Genomic DNA, 15,928 nt, shown 5'->3' with positions numbered 1-15,928 from the left:
CAGCGACGACGACACGGTCCGGCTGTGGGACGTCACCGACCCCGGCCGGGTCGCGGGGATCGGCCACCGGCTCACCGGGCACACCGAGGCGGTCGTCTCCCTGACGTTCAGCCCGGACGGCCGCACGCTGGCCTCCGGCGGCAACGACACCACCGTACGGCTGTGGGACGTCGCCGAACCGGCCGATGCCGCGCCGATCGGCACGTCGATGAGCGCACGGGCCCGGACGGGCAGCTTCCTGTCGTTCAGCCCGAAGGGGAACATGCTCGGCGTCTCCAGCGGCGCGGACACCGTCCGGCTGTGGAGCCTGGACGTCGACTCGGCGATCGCCCGCATCTGCGCGACCACCCGGGGCGTCCTGACCGAGGAGAAGTGGCACGAGTACCTGCCCCGCCTGTCCTACGACCCCCCGTGCGGGGACGGCTAGGAGTCCGGACGACGCATCGCCCCGGCTGTGCGGGGCTTGGCGGCCTTCCCGGCACCGGACCGGACCGAGGTCACCTTTCCGCCGCAAAAGGGGAGCGCCGTCGGGTCCCGGCCGGACATGTGCCTTGTTACTCTTGCACTGGCCCGGTCGCTGGTGTTTCCCCCGTCATCAGCGACCGGGCTCCTTCCTTGACAGGGCCGGCCGCCCTGCCCGGCTCGTCGAGCTCGCACGGAGGTGAGCACCGGTGCCGAAGGCGTACGACGTGGTCCGCGACAACCGGCGCCACCAGTGGGAGAAGGACCGCGCCCGCGCCCCGCTGGCCGTCCGTGCCCGCACCGGCGCCGTGGAGCACGACACCGGCCTCGACTCCCGCGACCTCGTCTTCCACGCCTCCTACCGGGAGATCCCGGCGCCCTGCGACCTCGCCTCGACGTTCGGCGTGCCCGTCGGCACCGTGCTGCTGGAGCGCACCTACCGCACCCGCTGCGCGGACACCGCCGAGCCCGTCGAACTCGTCACCTCCTGCCTCGTGCGCGACAGGCTCGCGGCCAACCCCGATCTCCTGGACGCCACGAAGGAACCCTGGCCGGGCGGCACCCAGCACCAGCTCGCCACCGTCGGCATCGAACTGGACCGGATCGAGGAGCGCGTCACCGCCCGGGCGCCGACCGAGGACGAGGCCCGCGAACTCGGCCTGCCGCCCGGCACGCCCGTGATCGCGCTGTGCAAGACGTCGTACGGCACCGACGGCCGCGTCGTCGAGGTCTCCCGGGTGACGCTGCCCGGGCACCGCTCCACCCTGTTGTTCACCACACCCCTGGAAAGGTGGTGAGGGCCGCCGTGCACCGGCGCGTCGTCATCGTCACCGCGGTCCACGCCCCGTCCGCCCGGTTCCTGCCGGACGCCCACGCCTCGCTGTGCGCGCAGACGCTGCCCGACGGCTGGGAGTGGCACTGGGTGATCCAGGAGGACGGGGAGAGCGACGCCGTGCGCCCCCATGTCCCCGACGACCCCCGGGTCACCTTCCGGCAGGGCCGCCGCGGTGGCCCCGGTGTCGCCCGCACCATCGCGCTCGCGCACGCCGACGGGCCGTATGTGAAGGTCCTCGACGCCGACGACCGGCTCCCGCCGGGCACCCTCGCCCGCGACCTGGCCGCCCTGGAGGCCGACCCCGGCCTCGGCTGGGCCACCTCCCGCGCGCTGGACCTGCTGCCCGACGGCACGACCGTCGGCTTCCCCGGCGACCCGGACGAGGGGCCGATCGAGCGGGGCGCGGTGCTCGACTTCTGGGCGGCCAACGACTACCGCGCCCAGGTGCACCCGGCGACCCTCTTCGTCCGCCGCGACCTGCTGCTCGCGCTCGGCGGCTGGATGGCGCTGCCCGCCTCCGAGGACACGGGGCTGCTGCTGGCCCTCAACGCGGTGAGCCGGGGCTGGTTCACCCGGGAGGTCGGGCTGTACTACCGCAAGTGGGACGGCCAGGTCACCGGCCAGTCCTCGCACGTGGACCCGGTGGAGCGCCGGGCCCGGATGTCCGTGGTGGAGTCCCGGGCCCGGGCACTGGCCGGACTGGGCTGGGGTTCCTAGCGACGGCCGCAGCACTCGCTCACGCGGCCGCCGCCGTCGAGAGCCAGTGCGCGATGCGCCGGACCGTGGTCTCGTCGAGGCGCTCGACGAGCGTGCGTACGGCGGCCTCGTCCTCCTCGGCGAGCTCGTCCAGGCCCGCCGCGCTCAGCCCGGCCAGCAGCACCTGGTGCCGGCGGTCGTGCAGGCGCTCCTGCCGGCTCGTGGGCGCCGCGCTCGCCGGGCCGGCCGGCCGCGCTGTGCGCGCGGGAGCCGACGGCTCGTACCGCTCCCAGCCCCGCTCCCCCGGTCCCCACACCGCCACGGCCGGTGTCTCCCCGCGTGCCCGCAGGGTCTGCGTCATCTCCCCCACCGCGTACAGCACAGGCTCCCGGTGCGGGGAGTCGGCCGCGACCTGCCAGGAGCCGGAGGACGGCCGGTGCACCATGGCCACCCAGCGCGGCTCCCCCGGCGGCCGCGGGCACTCGGGACACGTCTCCACTGTGCTCACCCCTTCGAAAGGGAACAGAACCACACGGAGGCGGAGGTTATCTGAGGGAGCGTCAGATGAACAGCGTCGGACGGACGCGGCCGGGACCTACCCCGCCGCCACCCGGCCGCGCCGGCCCAGCAGCTCCGCCAGGCCCCGGCGGGTGGCCGCCAGGATCACCCGGTCCTGACCGCGCAGCACATAGGTGTCGGGCAGGTCCCACACCGGCCCGGACTCCCCCGGCTGCTCGGCGGACGCGGTCGCGTCCAGGGCCAGGACCCGCCACGCCCCGGCGCGGAAGGCCTCGCCCACCGTGCGGCCCTCCAGCTGGGAACGGCCGGCGACGTCCACCGCCGCGAACAGCAGCACCCGCCGCTCCACCGGGAGCGCGCCGAGGATCTGCCGGCCCAGCATCGCCGCGGCGAAGGCGGGCGCGGCCAGGTGGGAGACGCTGCGGCTGCGGGTCTGCGCCCGGGGGTGCGCGGCGCGCAGGGTGCGGTAGACGGCGGTCGCGAAGTCGTCGTCGTACAACCGCAGCACGGTCCGCAGGTCGGGGCGGACACCGCGCGCGTACAGCACCGCCTCCAGGTTGGTGGTGTCCGAACTGGTCACCGCCAGCAGCGCCGTGGCCCGGTGGATCTTGGCGGCCTCCAGAACGCCCTCCTGCGTCACGTCCCCGAGCACCACCGGCACCCGCAGCCGCCGCGCCGTCGCCAGGCCCCGCGCCTCGGGCCCGGCCTCGACGCACACCACCGGCACGTCCAGCTCCCGCAGCCGGGTCAGCACCCGGGTGCCGATCTTGCCCAGGCCGAGCAGCACCACATGCCCGCTCAGTCCGCGCGGCGGCTTGCGCAGGGCCGACGCGCTGCGGAAGGTGCCGAGCGCCTCCAGCACCGCCGCCAGCAGCACCGGCAGCAGCAGCAACCCGACCAGCCCGGACAGCAGTTGCAGCACCTGCCGGGCGGTGGTGGCGCCGACCGCCGGGTCGTTGATCGCGAACAGGTCCAGCAGGGTCAGATAGAGCGCTCCGAGCGGATGCACCCCGGTCGCCAGCCACAGCGCGACCGCGAGCGCGAGCACACAGGCCGCCATCCCGGCCAGCGACCAGCGCAGCCGGCGGGAGAAGAGCGACGCCAGCGGCGGTACGACGGCGCCGACGCCCCGGCGGGCCCCGGCCGTCGCGGCCGGGGTGCCGTCGGGGGCGTACCCCACCTGCTCCAGCACCACCCGCCCGCGCCGCCCGGCCGCCGCGGCCACCGTCGCGGCGTCGGGCAGCAGCTGCGGCTCCTGCTCACCGGCGCCCGGCGTGCCGTTCCCGTTCGCCGACAGCAGGGCCAGCGTCGCCAGTCCGGGCGCGGCCCGGCCGTCCCCCGGCGGCTGCTCGACGGCGCGCAGCATCAGCCCCTCCGTCTGGACCACCTTGGTGGTGCCGGCGACGGCGGCCGCGGCCAGCGCCGGTGCGGCCGTGTCGGCGTCGGACAGCACCGTCGTGGACGCGTCGGCGGCGTCCGCACCGGTCGCCAACGCGGCCGCCTGGTCGAGGAGTTCCTCGATGTGCTGACCCAGCCGCCGGTTGTACAGCCGCAGGACGAGCCGGAGGCGCGGATTGAGCCGGCGGGCGGTCAGGGCGGCACGGATGTTGGTCTCGTCGTCGTCGTACACGAGCGCCAGCGCGGCGGCCCGCTCCACGCCCGCGTCGGCGAGCACGGCCTCGGTCGGCTCGGCGGCCTCCACCACCGGCTCCGGCCGACCGGCGGCGTCACCACCGCCGGCACCACCACCACCGCCCCCGCCGCTCCCGTTCCCCCCGCCGCCGTTCCCGGTGCCGAGGCTGACGGCTGCGCCCACCACCCGGTCCAGCAGCGCCGCGGACACCGCCCGGGCCCGCCCGACGACCGGCGGGCGCACCGTGCGCCGCGCGGACGGCACGACGAGCGTCACCTGCTCGCCGTACACCCCGCGCAGCTCGGCGGCCAGCCGGTGCGCGAGCGCGTCGTCACCGCACACCACCATGTGCGCGGCCGCGTCGGCCGGCGTGACCTGACCGGGAACCGTCCCCACGCCGCCCTAGCCCTTCGGCAGATGCCGGGCCGCGAAGTCCAGCTCCAGCCGGACCTGCTTGATCCGCTCGTCCACGACCAGCGAGCCGTGCCCGGCGTCGTAGCGGTACACCTCGTGCACCGCGCCGCGGGCCTGCAGCCGCTTGACGTAGTTCTCGATCTGGCGGATCGGGCAGCGCGGGTCGTTGACGCCGGCCGAGATGTAGACGGGGGCCTTGACCTGGTCGACGTAGGTGAGCGGGGAGGACGCCTCGAAGCGCTCCGGGACCTCCTCGGGGGTGCCGCCGAGCAGGGTGCGGTCCATCGCCTTCAGCGCCTCCATCTCGTCGTGGTAGGCGGTGACGTAGTCGGCGACCGGGACCGCGGCGATGCCCAGCGTCCACAGGTCCGGCTGGGTGCCGAGGCCGAGCAGGGTGAGGTAGCCGCCCCAGGAGCCGCCGGTGAGGACCAGCCGCTCGGGGTCGGCCAGCCCCGACTCGACCGCCCACGCGCGCACCGCCGCGATGTCCTCCAGCTCGATGAGGCCGACGCGGTGCTTGAGGGCGTCGGTCCAGGCCCTGCCGTAGCCGGTGGAGCCGCGGTAGTTGACCCGGACGACCGCGTACCCGTGGTCCACCCAGGCGGCCGGGCCCGCGGCGAAGGAGTCGCTGTCGTGCCAGGTGGGGCCGCCGTGGATGTCGAAGACGGTGGGCAGCGGGCCGGTGGCGCCGGCCGGCTTCTGCACCAGGGCGTGGATCCGGCCGCCGGGCCCCTCGACCCAGACGTCCTCCACCGGCACCGAGCCGGGCGAGCGCATGCCGGGCGGGTCCAGGACCACACCGCCGGCCGTGGAGCGCACCGCGGACGGCTCGGCCGAGGACGACCACAGGTACTCCACCGTCCCGTCCGGCCGGGCCGTCGCGCCCGACACCGTGCCCGGCGGGGTGGGGATCCTCGTCAGCTCCCGCGAGGCCAGGTCGTAGCGGAAGAGCTCGCTTCTGGCCTCGAAGCTGTGCGCGATGAGCAGCGCGCTGCCGTCCGGGTACCACTCGGCGCTCACGTCGCCCGGCAGGTCCAGCGCCAGGTCGGTCTCCTCGCCGCCGGCCACGTCCCACACCAGCGGCTCCCAGCGGCCCCGGCGCTGGTGGCCGATGAGCAGCCGGGTGTCGCCGTCGACCGGGGCGAAGCCGAGGACCTCAAGGCCCAGCTCGACCGTGCCGCCCTTGGTGTCGTCCAGCTCGGCGACCGGGGTGCCGTCCGGACGCACCACGCGCAGCGCGGAGTGCATGGCGTCCCCGTGTTCGGTGTGCTCCAGCGCGATCAGCGAGCCGTCGTGGGAGAGGTCGCCGACGCCCGCCGACTCGCGGTGCCGGTAGATCTCCACCGGCTCCTGCCCCTCGCGGACCAGGTGGATCGTCGTGCCGTCCTCGTCGGTGGAGCGGCCCACCACCGCCGTGCGCCCGTCGCGGCCGAGGGCGAGCCCCGCCGGGTAGGACGGGTCCAGGCCGGGCGCGGCCGGCTCGTCCTCGCCGCCGGTGAAGGGCTGGCGGCGCCAGACGCCGAACTCGTCGCCGTCCTTGTCGTCGAACCACCAGATCCACTGGCCGTCCGGGGAGAGCACGCCGTCCGTGGTGCCGTTGGGGCGGTCGGTCACCTGGCGCTGCTCGCCGCTCGCCCGGTCCCAGGCGTACAGCTCGTAGGTCCCGGTCGCGTTCGACACGAACAGCGACCGCTCCGGTGCGTCCTCGGCCCAGTCGGGCAGGGACACCCGGGGCGCCCGGAAGCGCTTCTCCCAGTCCGGCATTTCCTGGCTCTGCTGCCGTCCCTGCGAGACGGACCCGTTGCTCTCAGTCATGGGCCCATAGTGCCTGGTCCGGCTGACAATTGACTGGCGAGCTCCCCAGCCTGTGGATAACTTCCCGAGCATGCACACTTCGATCACGAACGCGCCCTCCGACTGGCGGGAAGCGAACCGTTCCCTGTGGGACGAACGCGTTCCGCTGCACGCCGCCGGCGACTTCTACGACCTCGCCGGCTTCCGCGCGGGCGCCGACCCCCTGCGCGACTTCGAGATCGCCGAGGTCGGGGACGTCACCGGGCGCACGCTGGTGCACCTGCAGTGCCACATGGGCCTGGACACCCTGTCCTGGGCCCGGCGCGGCGCCGCCCGCGTGGTCGGCCTGGACTTCTCCGAACCGGCCGTCGAGCAGGCCCGCTCCCTCGCCGCCGACCTCGGCTACGGCCCCGAGCGCGCGGCGTTCGTCACCGCCGACGTCCTCGACGCGGCCCAGGCCCTGCCCGAGCCGTCGTACGACATCGTCTACACCGGCACCGGCGCGCTGTGCTGGCTGCCCGACGTCCGGCGCTGGGCCGAGGCCGCCGCCACCCTGGTCGCGCCCGGCGGTTTCCTCTACCTCGCCGAGTTCCACCCGATCACCGACGTCCTCGACGACGCCAGCGGCAGCCGGGTCGTCGGCGACTACTTCTCCCGCGACGCCCAGGTCTACGACCTGCCGGGCACGTACGGCTCCGACAGCACCGACACCGTCCACAACCGCAGCGTGGAGTGGCAGCACCCGCTCGGCGAGGTGGTCTCCGCGATCGCCGCGACGGGTCTGCGGATCGAGTTCCTGCACGAGCACGACGTGTCGGTGTTCCAGCGCTTCGAGAACTTCGAGACCGAGGGCGGCTACCATCGCTTCCCGAAGGGCCACCCGCGCGTCCCGCTCATGTACTCGCTGCGGGCCCGCCGGGACTGAGCCCTGGTGCGTCGCCGGGTGCGGGTCCGTCGTGGCCGGTCGCGCAGTGACGACCCGCGCCGACGCGCACCCCGCCGCCGCGCACCGCCTGAGGCACGCCGTACCGTGGAGGGCGTGTACCGGTTTCTGCTGACGCCCCGCTGGTGGGGGATCAACGTCTTCGTGCTGCTGGCCATCCCCTTCTGCATCTTCATGGGCTCCTGGCAGCTGAGCCGGTTCGAGGCGCGCGTCGACGAGCACCGCGACGCCAAGGCCGAGGCCACCGCCGGCAAGACGGAGGCCCCGCGCCCGCTGGCCGATCTGCTGCCGGTGGACAAGGCGACCTCGGGCCGCCAGGCCACCGCCACCGGCCACTACGACCGCCAGCTCCTCGTCCCCGACCGTGAGCTGGACGGCCGGCGCGGCTACTACGTGCTGACCCTGCTGCGCGTCGACGGCGGCAAGGCCCTGCCGGTCGTCCGCGGCTGGCTGCCCGGAGCCGCCGACCCGGCCGAGGCCCCGGCCCCGCCCGCCGGCGAGGTCACCGTCACCGGCGCGCTGCAGGCTTCCGAGACCCCCGGCGACAACGGCGTCAGCGCCAAGGGCGGGCTGCCGGCCGGGCAGACCGCGGCGATCAGCTCGGCGTCGCTGGTGAACCTGGTGCCCTACGACGTCTATCCGGCGTGGATCACCCTGAACAAGGGCGACGCCGGGATGACGGCCGTGCCCGCGAGCGCGCCCGCGGACACCGGCCTCGACCTGAAGGCGTTCCAGAACCTCGGCTACACCGGCGAGTGGTTCGTCTTCGCCGGGTTCGTGGTGTTCATGTGGTTCCGGCTGCTGCGCCGCGAGGTGGAGTTCCTCAAGGACGCCCGGCTCGGACTGGTGCCCGACGCCGAGGCGGCCGGTGAGCCGGACTACGACTCCGCCAGCAGCCCCGTCCGGTAGACCGTCCCCGAGCACGCCCCCGTCACCGTCGCCGAAGCCGACGGCGAGCCGGTCTGCGCCGTGTGTGTGACGGTCACGCTGCCGTCGGCCGTGCCGTCCTCGGTGACCAGCTGGGTGGTGGTGCCGGTCTCCCCGCCCGTGGACGTGCCGGTGTCGGTGGCGGCGTCCTGGCTGGGGGACGGGTCCGGCGACGGAGCGCCCGTCTCGCCCCCGCCGCCCGGGCCGCCGGAGCTGCTGCCGCCGCCGCTCGTGGGGCAGGTGTCCGAGGGCACCCAGGCGAACTTCACGTCGTACGCCGAACCGGGCGCGAGGACCAGCCGTGAGACGTACAGCGACGGGTCGGGCAGACCGGCCGCGGCATCGCCCGCGGCGTGCTCCACGACCGAGATCCTGGTGGCGTCGGCCGCGCCCTGCGCCGTGAAGCCGACGGTGCCGGCGCCGGCGACGGCGCAGGGGGCGTCGGAGACGTTCTGCACACGGAAGACGCCGTAGACGATCCCGGCGGAGTCCGGGGCCTCGGCGCTGGCGGTGGCGTCGCCGAGCTGCGCGCTCGTGCACTCGGGGACGCTGGCCGGGCTGGCCGCGGAGGGACCGGCCGTGGCGGACGCCCCGCCCTCGCTGGGCTTGCCCTTCTGCGGGTCCTTCTTGCCCTGCTCGCCCTTGTCGTGGGCGCTGCCCGTGGCCGAGGTGCCGGCGCTCTGGCCACCGCTGGGGTCCTTGCCCTGGCCGGTGCCGCCCTGCGCCTGGGAGCTGTTGGCGGCGATGGACGGGTCGGGGTCGGAGCCGGTGGACTGCGAGACGTGCACCAGGGCCGGGACGGCGGTGCCCACGAACAGCGCCGCCGCCGCCATGCCCACGGCGGCCTGCCGCTTGCGTGCCCGGCGGGCCGGTACCGCCCGGCGCAGGTGGTCCAGGGCGCCGTCGCGCGGCTCGATCTCCTCGACCGCCTGGTGCAGCATCCGGCGCAGGGCCAGCTCGTCCGAGTCGAGCCCGGCGGGGCTCTGGTCGTCGGGGCCGTGGTTCACAGTTCCGTTCCCAGCGTGCGATGGCTTCGGCTGTTGCTCGCGTGGCCCGATCGGCTCCCGCCACGCGTAGGGCTCGTGCTCACGCGGCTCGCCCCCGGCGCCGCGCTCATGACGTTCGTGGGAGTCGCCGCCCTCCGCCCGGTTGGTCATGCCCGTGCCTCCATGGCGCCGCGCAGGGCCGCGATGCCGCGCGAGCCGTACGCCTTGACGGAGCCGAGCGAGATGCCGAGCGTCTCGGCGACCTGGGCCTCGGTCATGTCCGCGAAGTAGCGCAGCACCAGCACCTCGCGCTGGCGGCGCTGCAGGCCCTTCATCGCCTGGATCAGCGAGTCCCGCTCCAGCTGGTCGTAGGCGCCCTCCTCGGCGCTGGCCATGTCCGGCATCGGCTTGGACAGCAGCTTCAGGCCGAGGATGCGGCGGCGCAGCGCGGACCGGGAGAGGTTGACGACGGTCTGGCGCAGGTAGGCGAGGGTCTTCTCCGGGTCGCGGACGCGTTTGCGCGCGGAGTGGACGCGGATGAACGCCTCCTGCACGACGTCCTCACAGGAGGCCGTGTCGTCCAGCAGGAGGGCCGCGAGCCCCAGCAGGGAGCGGTAGTGCGTGCGGTAGGTCTCGGTGAGGTGGTCGACGGTGGTTCCGGCCGCCACCGCCTCGGTCTGGTCGGCGCCGTCACGCTGACCGGGAAGGCGGGCGGGCCGCGCGGCGGGCATGGGCGCGATCACCGGCATGCCACCGGACGGGCCGGCCATGCGCGGTCGAAGGGCCGGCGGGCGGGGCCGTAGGGCCGTGCCGCGCGCTGCCGCGGGAAAGTCGAGTACCTCTGCCACGCCAGTTGGACCCGTTTCCCCCCGTGAGGGTTGTACGTGCCCGGCGTCACTTTCGCGCCGCCCGACGGTGAGTCATGTGCCGCCATGAGCCCCGCTCTTCCCCTATATCCGTTTTGCGACGGGCGTCCCCACGCCCGAGCCAGGCCGTCCCCGGGCCCTGACCGACACGCCTCCCGCACCCTGGAAGTGGGCGACCGCAAAGACGCTCCCCGCCATCCGCGCGGTTGCGGAGGCGGGGAGAAAAATCTTCGAACGGGAGGTGGCACGTTTCAAGTGGCCTGGACCATCGACCTGATCACATGATTTCCACAGATCCTACAAAGGACCACTGACACGGCGACGGGATTTCCGTACAGGCTCCCGTCCGAGCGCGGCCGGCTCAGCGGCGCTCGGCGGCCACCAGTTCCGCGATCTGGGCGGTGTTCAGCGCCGCGCCCTTGCGCAGGTTGTCCCCGCACACGAACAGCTCCAGCGCAGTCGGGTCGTCCAGCGCGCGGCGGACCCGCCCGACCCAGGTCGGGTCGGTGCCCACGGCGTCGGCGGGGGTCGGGAACTCCCCGGCGGCCGGGTTGTCCACCAGGACCACACCCGGCGCGGTGGCGAGGATCTCGCGGGCCCGCTCGACGGTGACCTCGTCCTGGAAACGGGCGTGGACGGTCAGGGAGTGCGTGGTGACGACGGGCACCCGCACGCAGGTCACGGCGACCGGCAGGGAGGGCAGCCCGAGAATCTTGCGGGACTCGTCCCGCACCTTCATCTCCTCCGAGGACCAGCCGTCCTCGCGCAGCGACCCGGCCCACGGCACGACGTTCAGCGCGACCGGCTCCGGGAACGGCCCGGTGTCGTCGCCGACCGCCCGCCGCACGTCACCGGGGCTGGTGCCCAGCTCGGTGCCGGCGACCAGGGACAGCTGCCGGCGCAGCGCCTCGACGCCCGCGCGCCCCGCGCCGCTCACGGCCTGGTACGAGGAGACGACCAGCTCGTGCAGCCCGAACTCGGCGTGCAGCGCGCCCAGCGCGACGATCATCGACAGGGTGGTGCAGTTGGGGTTGGCGACGATCCCGCGCGGCCGCAGCCGTACGGCGTGCGGGTTGACCTCGGGCACGACGAGCGGGACGTCGTCGTCGAGCCGGAAGACGGCGGAGTTGTCGATCACCACGGCGCCCTTGGCGGCGGCGATCGGCACCCAGCGGGCGGCGATGTCGTCGGGCACGTCGAACAGGGCCACGTCGACCCCGTCCAGGGCCTCCTCGCTCAGCGCGAGCACCTCGGTCTCCTCGCCGCGCACGGCCAGCTTGCGGCCGGCCGAGCGCGGGGAGGCGATGAGGCGGATCTCGCCCCAGATGTCCGCCCGCTGGGACAGGATCCGGAGCAGAACCGTGCCGACGGCTCCGGTCGCCCCCACGACCGCGAGCGTCGGACGGTCCTTCATCGGCGTACGCCTCCGCGGGCGCGGGCGGTCATCGCCCGGTGCCTCCGTAGACGACGGCCTCGTCGCTGTCGGAGTCGAGCCCGAAGGCGGTGTGCACGGCGCGGACGGCCTCGGGGACGTCGTCGGCGCGGGTGACGACCGAGATGCGGATCTCGGAGGTCGAGATCAGCTCGATGTTCACCCCGGCGTCGGACAGCGCGGTGAAGAAGTCCGCGGTGACGCCCGGGTTGGTCTTCATGCCGGCGCCGACCAGCGAGATCTTGCCGATCTGGTCGTCGTAGCGCAGCGAGTCGAAGCCGATGCCGGCGCGGTTCTTCTCCAGCGCGTCGATGGCCTTGCGGCCCTCGGTCTTCGGCAGCGTGAAGGAGATGTCCGTCAGGCCGGTGGCCGCGGCGGACACGTTCTGCACGACCATGTCGATGTTGATCTCGGCGTCGGCGATCGTGCGGAAGATGGAGGCCGCCTCGCCCGGCTTGTCGGGCACGCCCACGACCGTGATCTTGGCCTCGGAGGTGTCGTGCGCGACACCAGAGATGATGGCCTGCTCCACCTGCTTGTCCCCAATCGGTTCACTGCTGACCCACGTGCCCTGCAGTCCGCTGAAGCTGGACCGGACGTGGATCGGGATGTTGTAGCGGCGGGCGTACTCCACGCACCGGTGGAGCAGCACCTTGGAGCCGGAAGCGGCCAGTTCGAGCATGTCCTCGAACGAGATCCAGTCGATCTTCCGGGCCTTCTTCACCACGCGCGGGTCGGCGGTGAACACGCCGTCGACGTCCGTGTAGATCTCACAGACCTCGGCGTCCAGGGCCGCGGCCAGCGCGACGGCGGTGGTGTCACTGCCGCCGCGCCCCAGGGTGGTGATGTCCTTGGTGTCCTGGCTGACGCCCTGGAAACCGGCGACGATGGCGATGTTGCCCTCGTCCAGGGAGTCCCGGATACGGCCCGGCGTGACGTCGATGATCCGCGCTTTGTTGTGGACCGAGTCGGTGATGACACCTGCCTGGCTGCCGGTGAACGACTGGGCGCTGTGGCCCAGGTTTTTGATCGCCATGGCCAGCAGGGCCATGGAGATCCGCTCTCCGGCGGTCAGCAGCATGTCGAGCTCGCGCCCGGCAGGGATCGGGGATACCTGCTCGGCGAGATCGATCAGCTCGTCCGTCGTGTCGCCCATCGCGGAAACCACGGCGACCACCTGGTGGCCGTTCTTCTTGGCTTCCACGATCCGCTTGGCGACGCGCTTGATGCCTTCGGCATCGGCTACGGAGGAGCCTCCGTACTTCTGCACGACAAGGCCCACGTGCGCTCCTCGCTCCGTTTGTGTTCGTTCCGCGGATACGCCGGTGTACCGCGGGTCGGCTCAGTCTATCGAGCGTCCGTTTTCACCCCTCGTGATATCGCATCGTGAGATGTCCGGACCGCTCGCGTCCAGACAGGCTCATGCCCAGGGGCGGTGCGGGCACGCGGAATGTGGGTCGGGTCACACGGCCGGCGCGCTCGGCCGGCGCGTGGCTACTTGCTCGGGTGCATGCCCAGCGGGTCGCCGATCTCCTGGGCCATCACCCGGCCCGCCTCCATCTCCAGGGTGTCGTCGCCCAGGTCCGCCTGATCGGTGTCCAGGCCATCCAGCTCCTCCAGGGGCTGGTTCAGCCGGACGTGGATGAGGACGGACTGCAGGGCGCGCAGCACCGCGGAGGCCGTCGGGCCCCAGTTGGAGAAGTAGGAGAACTGCCACCACCACAGCGCCTCCGTGGTGCGGCCGGCGCGGTAGTGGGCCATGCCGTGGCGCAGGTCGGTGATGACGTCGGCGAGGTCGTCGGAGATCCGGGCCGGCACGGGGGCCTTGCGGGGCTCGTAGGGGTCGAAGACCTCGGAGTAGACGTCGATGGGGTCCAGCAGGCGGGCGAGGTTCTCGCGCAGCTCGTCCACGTCCGCCTCCGGGCCCGGGTCGGGCTCGTAGCGCTCGTCGGGGACGATGTCCTCGTGGGCGCCCAGGCGTCCGCCGGCCAGCAGGAGCTGGGAGACCTCCAGGAGGAGGAAGGGGACCGCCGAGGCCGGCTCGTCGCCCTTGGCCACCTCGGTGACGGCCACCAGGAAGCTCTCGATCTGGTCCGCGATCTGGACCACGAAGTCGTCCGGGTTCTGGTCGCTCGCGTGCAGCGTGGCGTCAGACATCTAGCAGTCGTCTCCCCTCGAAGGCGCGGCCGAGCGTGACCTCGTCCGCGTACTCCAGGTCGCCACCCACCGGGAGGCCGCTGGCCAGGCGGGTGACCTTCAGGCCCATGGGCTTGATCATGCGGGCGAGGTACGTGGCCGTCGCCTCGCCTTCGAGATTGGGGTCGGTGGCGAGGATCAGCTCCGTGACCGTGCCGTCGGCCAGCCGGGCCAGAAGCTCCCTTATGCGCAGATCGTCGGGGCCCACGCCCTCGATCGGGCTGATGGCGCCGCCGAGCACGTGGTAGCGGCCGCGGAACTCACGGGTCCGCTCGATCGCCACGACGTCCTTGGGCTCCTCCACCACACAGATCACCGACGCGTCGCGGCGCGGGTCGCGGCAGATTCCGCACAGCTCCTCCTGCGCGACGTTCCCGCAGGTCGCGCAGAACCGGACCTTCGCCTTCACCTCAAGCAGGGCGTGCGCGAGACGCCGCACGTCAGTGGGCTCCGCCTGAAGGACGTGGAAGGCGATCCGCTGCGCGCTCTTGGGACCGACGCCGGGCAGCCGACCCAGCTCGTCGATGAGGTCCTGGACCACGCCTTCGTACAACGGACTGCCGTCCTTCCTGGGGTTCCAACACTACGTACGGTAGAGGGCCGCACCTGACTCAGAAAGACAGATGACTAGAACGGCAGTCCGGGGATGCCACTGCCGCCGCCGAGGCCCTGGGCCAGCGGGCCGAGCTTCTGCTGCTGCAGGTTCTGCGCGTTCTCGTTGGCCGCCTGGACGGCCGCCACGATCAGGTCGGCCAGGGTCTCGGTGTCCTCCGGGTCCACGGCCTTCGGGTCGATCTTCAGGGCGCGCAGTTCGCCGGCGCCGGTGACCGTGGCCCTCACCAGGCCGCCGCCCGCCTGACCGTCGACCTCCGTGTTCGCCAGTTCCTCCTGCGCCCTGGCAAGATCCTGCTGCATCTTCTGCGCCTGCTGCAGCAACTGCTGCATGTTCGGCTGGCCACCACCGGGGATCACGTTCAGCTCCTTGGCGTCGGTGCGCGCGTTCGGTGCGGATGTACCGCTGGGCACGAGCCTACGTGGTCCGTCGGGGCATCGCCCCGCCACTCTTTCGAGTGAGTCGATCTCGTCTCCTATACCTGATCAAGGCCCTCTTCCGGGCGGAAAAGAGGCGAAAGGTCACCCATCGCCACCCACCCGGCGGTAGGAAGGGTCCGGCGCATCAGCATCACGCGTCACTGGGTCACGCAGCGTGACCGGTCGCGGTCGGTCGGGATCAGTAGGGAGTGCCGGGGTGGGTCAGCCGGAGATGCAGCCCGAGGGTCCGCCTCAGGACGGTTGGGGCGAGGGAGCGGCCGGGCTGCGGCCGGGCGATCTGACCGGGCGGGCCTTCCCGCTCGGCGACTGGGGTGAGCCCGCCCAGCGACTGGACGAGCTGTACCAGTGGGTGGAGCGCGGCGCGCTGGAGACCTCCGCCTGGTACCTCGCCGACCGGGTGTGGAAGCGGCGCGGGGCCCGGCTGCTGCGCACCGGCGCGGCCGTGGGCGCCGTCGCCGGGGCCGCGCTGCCGCTGCTGGACCTCACCGGCGTGATGGGCGGGGTCGCCCCCTGGGGGTATCTGGCGCTGATGCTGGCGGTGGCGTGCGTGGGCGTGGACCGGTTCTTCGGGGTGACGTCCGGCTGGATAAGGGACGTGGCGACCGCGCAGGCCGTGCAGCGCCGGCTCCAGGTGCTCCAGTTCGACTGGGCCTCGGAGAGCGTGCGGGAGGTGCTCGGCCCGACCGAGGGCACGGCGAGCGAGGCCGCCGAGCGGTGCCTGGGGGTGCTGCGGCGGTTCTCGGAGGACATCACGGAGCTGGTGCGCACCGAGACGGCGGACTGGATGGTGGAGTTCCGCACCGGGTCCGCGCCGCTCGGCATCCAGTCGACGGTGGCCTCCCCGGCCACGCGGCAGGACGGCACGGTCGTGCACGGCCGCTTCCCGATGCCGCCGGGCGGCGGCACCCGCCCGAACATGCCCCGCCAGCGGCCGCCGGAGCCCCGCTGAGCCTCCGGCGGTTCGCGGGGCGTGGGTGCGGGTGGCGCCGGTCGCGTTGCGTGTGCGGGTGGGTGGGTGCGGGGGGCCGGTGTGGGTGGTGGCTGGTTGCGCCCGCGCGGCGGATGCGCGTGTCGCACGCGGGCCCGCGCCGCTGGGGGATGGCGGCCGCGTCGGCCGCCAGCCTCCGCCGCCTCGGGCGGGCCCGTGTGATCAGCTCTGCCGGGTGTACGTC

Annotated in this window: 15 protein-coding genes and 1 pseudogene; 6 read left to right on the top strand and 10 right to left on the bottom strand. The window is 73.4% G+C overall.

Annotation, left to right across the window (positions count from 1 at the left end; genetic code table 11):
• From C3489_RS36495 to C3489_RS36485, 3 genes and pseudogenes are all read left to right on the top strand, one after another.
• Positions 1–427: WD40 repeat domain-containing protein (locus C3489_RS36495; RefSeq protein ID WP_374936805.1), on the top strand; the 427-nt coding region annotated here is incomplete at its 5' end.
• Between the two features lie 265 nt (positions 428–692).
• Positions 693–1,259: pseudogene (locus C3489_RS36490) on the top strand (UTRA domain-containing protein); the annotation flags it as partial.
• Positions 1,260–1,267: 8 nt separating this feature from the next.
• On the top strand, positions 1,268–2,014 hold the full coding sequence (locus C3489_RS36485) for a glycosyltransferase (protein ID WP_103786439.1): 747 nt from the start codon (positions 1,268–1,270) through the stop codon (positions 2,012–2,014).
• A 19-nt stretch (positions 2,015–2,033) separates the two neighbouring features.
• On the opposite strand, the gene C3489_RS36480 is transcribed toward C3489_RS36485, so the two are convergent.
• From C3489_RS36480 to C3489_RS36470, 3 genes are all read right to left on the bottom strand, one after another.
• Positions 2,034–2,438, bottom strand: a complete 405-nt coding sequence (locus tag C3489_RS36480; protein ID WP_103786433.1) for a hypothetical protein — start codon at positions 2,436–2,438, stop codon at positions 2,034–2,036.
• Positions 2,439–2,588: 150 nt separating this feature from the next.
• On the bottom strand, positions 2,589–4,493 hold the full coding sequence (locus tag C3489_RS36475; protein ID WP_103786438.1) for an NAD-binding protein: 1,905 nt from the start codon (positions 4,491–4,493) through the stop codon (positions 2,589–2,591).
• A gap of 54 nt (positions 4,494–4,547) precedes the next feature.
• Entirely contained in the window at positions 4,548–6,374 is a 1,827-nt protein-coding gene (locus C3489_RS36470; protein WP_103786432.1) for a prolyl oligopeptidase family serine peptidase, read from the bottom strand.
• A 70-nt stretch (positions 6,375–6,444) separates the two neighbouring features.
• On the opposite strand from C3489_RS36470, the gene C3489_RS36465 reads away from it, so the two are divergent.
• On the top strand, positions 6,445–7,278 hold the full coding sequence (locus C3489_RS36465; protein WP_181139987.1) for a bifunctional 2-polyprenyl-6-hydroxyphenol methylase/3-demethylubiquinol 3-O-methyltransferase UbiG: 834 nt from the start codon (positions 6,445–6,447) through the stop codon (positions 7,276–7,278).
• 114 nt (positions 7,279–7,392) lie between these two features.
• A complete protein-coding gene (locus tag C3489_RS36460; protein WP_181139986.1) occupies positions 7,393–8,205 on the top strand; it encodes an SURF1 family protein in 813 nt (270 codons plus the stop codon).
• Here the strand turns inward: C3489_RS36460 and C3489_RS36455 are convergent.
• The 7 genes from C3489_RS36455 to C3489_RS36425 form a co-directional block, all read right to left on the bottom strand.
• Positions 8,175–9,230 (bottom strand): DUF4232 domain-containing protein, encoded by a 1,056-nt coding sequence (locus tag C3489_RS36455; protein WP_103786430.1) that lies wholly within the window; start codon positions 9,228–9,230, stop codon positions 8,175–8,177. The two genes, C3489_RS36460 and C3489_RS36455, sit on opposite strands and share 31 nt — an antisense overlap.
• Before the next feature lie 146 nt (positions 9,231–9,376).
• Positions 9,377–9,979 carry a SigE family RNA polymerase sigma factor gene (locus C3489_RS36450; protein WP_181139985.1) on the bottom strand — a complete coding sequence of 201 codons (603 nt, stop codon included), beginning with the start codon at positions 9,977–9,979 and terminating at the stop codon, positions 9,377–9,379.
• A gap of 457 nt (positions 9,980–10,436) precedes the next feature.
• A complete protein-coding gene (locus tag C3489_RS36445; protein ID WP_103786429.1) occupies positions 10,437–11,489 on the bottom strand; it encodes an aspartate-semialdehyde dehydrogenase in 1,053 nt (350 codons plus the stop codon).
• 28 nt (positions 11,490–11,517) lie between these two features.
• Positions 11,518–12,789: an aspartate kinase gene (locus C3489_RS36440; protein WP_103786428.1), complete on the bottom strand. Its 1,272-nt coding sequence runs from the start codon at positions 12,787–12,789 to the stop codon at positions 11,518–11,520.
• A gap of 212 nt (positions 12,790–13,001) precedes the next feature.
• Complete coding sequence (locus C3489_RS36435; RefSeq protein ID WP_103786427.1) at positions 13,002–13,664, bottom strand: DUF5063 domain-containing protein; 663 nt, start codon at positions 13,662–13,664, stop codon at positions 13,002–13,004.
• Positions 13,657–14,256, bottom strand: coding sequence for a recombination mediator RecR (gene recR / locus C3489_RS36430; protein WP_103786426.1), 600 nt, complete (start codon positions 14,254–14,256; stop codon positions 13,657–13,659). Before recR ends, C3489_RS36435 begins: the two co-directional genes overlap by 8 nt.
• 74 nt (positions 14,257–14,330) lie before the next feature.
• Entirely contained in the window at positions 14,331–14,675 is a 345-nt protein-coding gene (locus C3489_RS36425) for a YbaB/EbfC family nucleoid-associated protein (RefSeq protein ID WP_103786435.1), read from the bottom strand.
• Between the two features lie 277 nt (positions 14,676–14,952).
• Between C3489_RS36425 and C3489_RS36420 the strand changes: the two genes are divergently transcribed.
• A complete protein-coding gene (locus tag C3489_RS36420) occupies positions 14,953–15,705 on the top strand; it encodes an SLATT domain-containing protein (RefSeq protein WP_103786425.1) in 753 nt (250 codons plus the stop codon).
• The last annotated feature ends 223 nt before the right edge of the window (positions 15,706–15,928 follow it).

This window comes from Streptomyces sp. Ru71 (assembly GCF_002920535.1).
Classification (GTDB): Bacteria; Actinomycetota; Actinomycetes; order Streptomycetales; family Streptomycetaceae; genus Streptomyces.
Note: the sequence above shows the minus strand (reverse complement) of the source record. Positions and strands in the feature narration are given on the sequence as shown.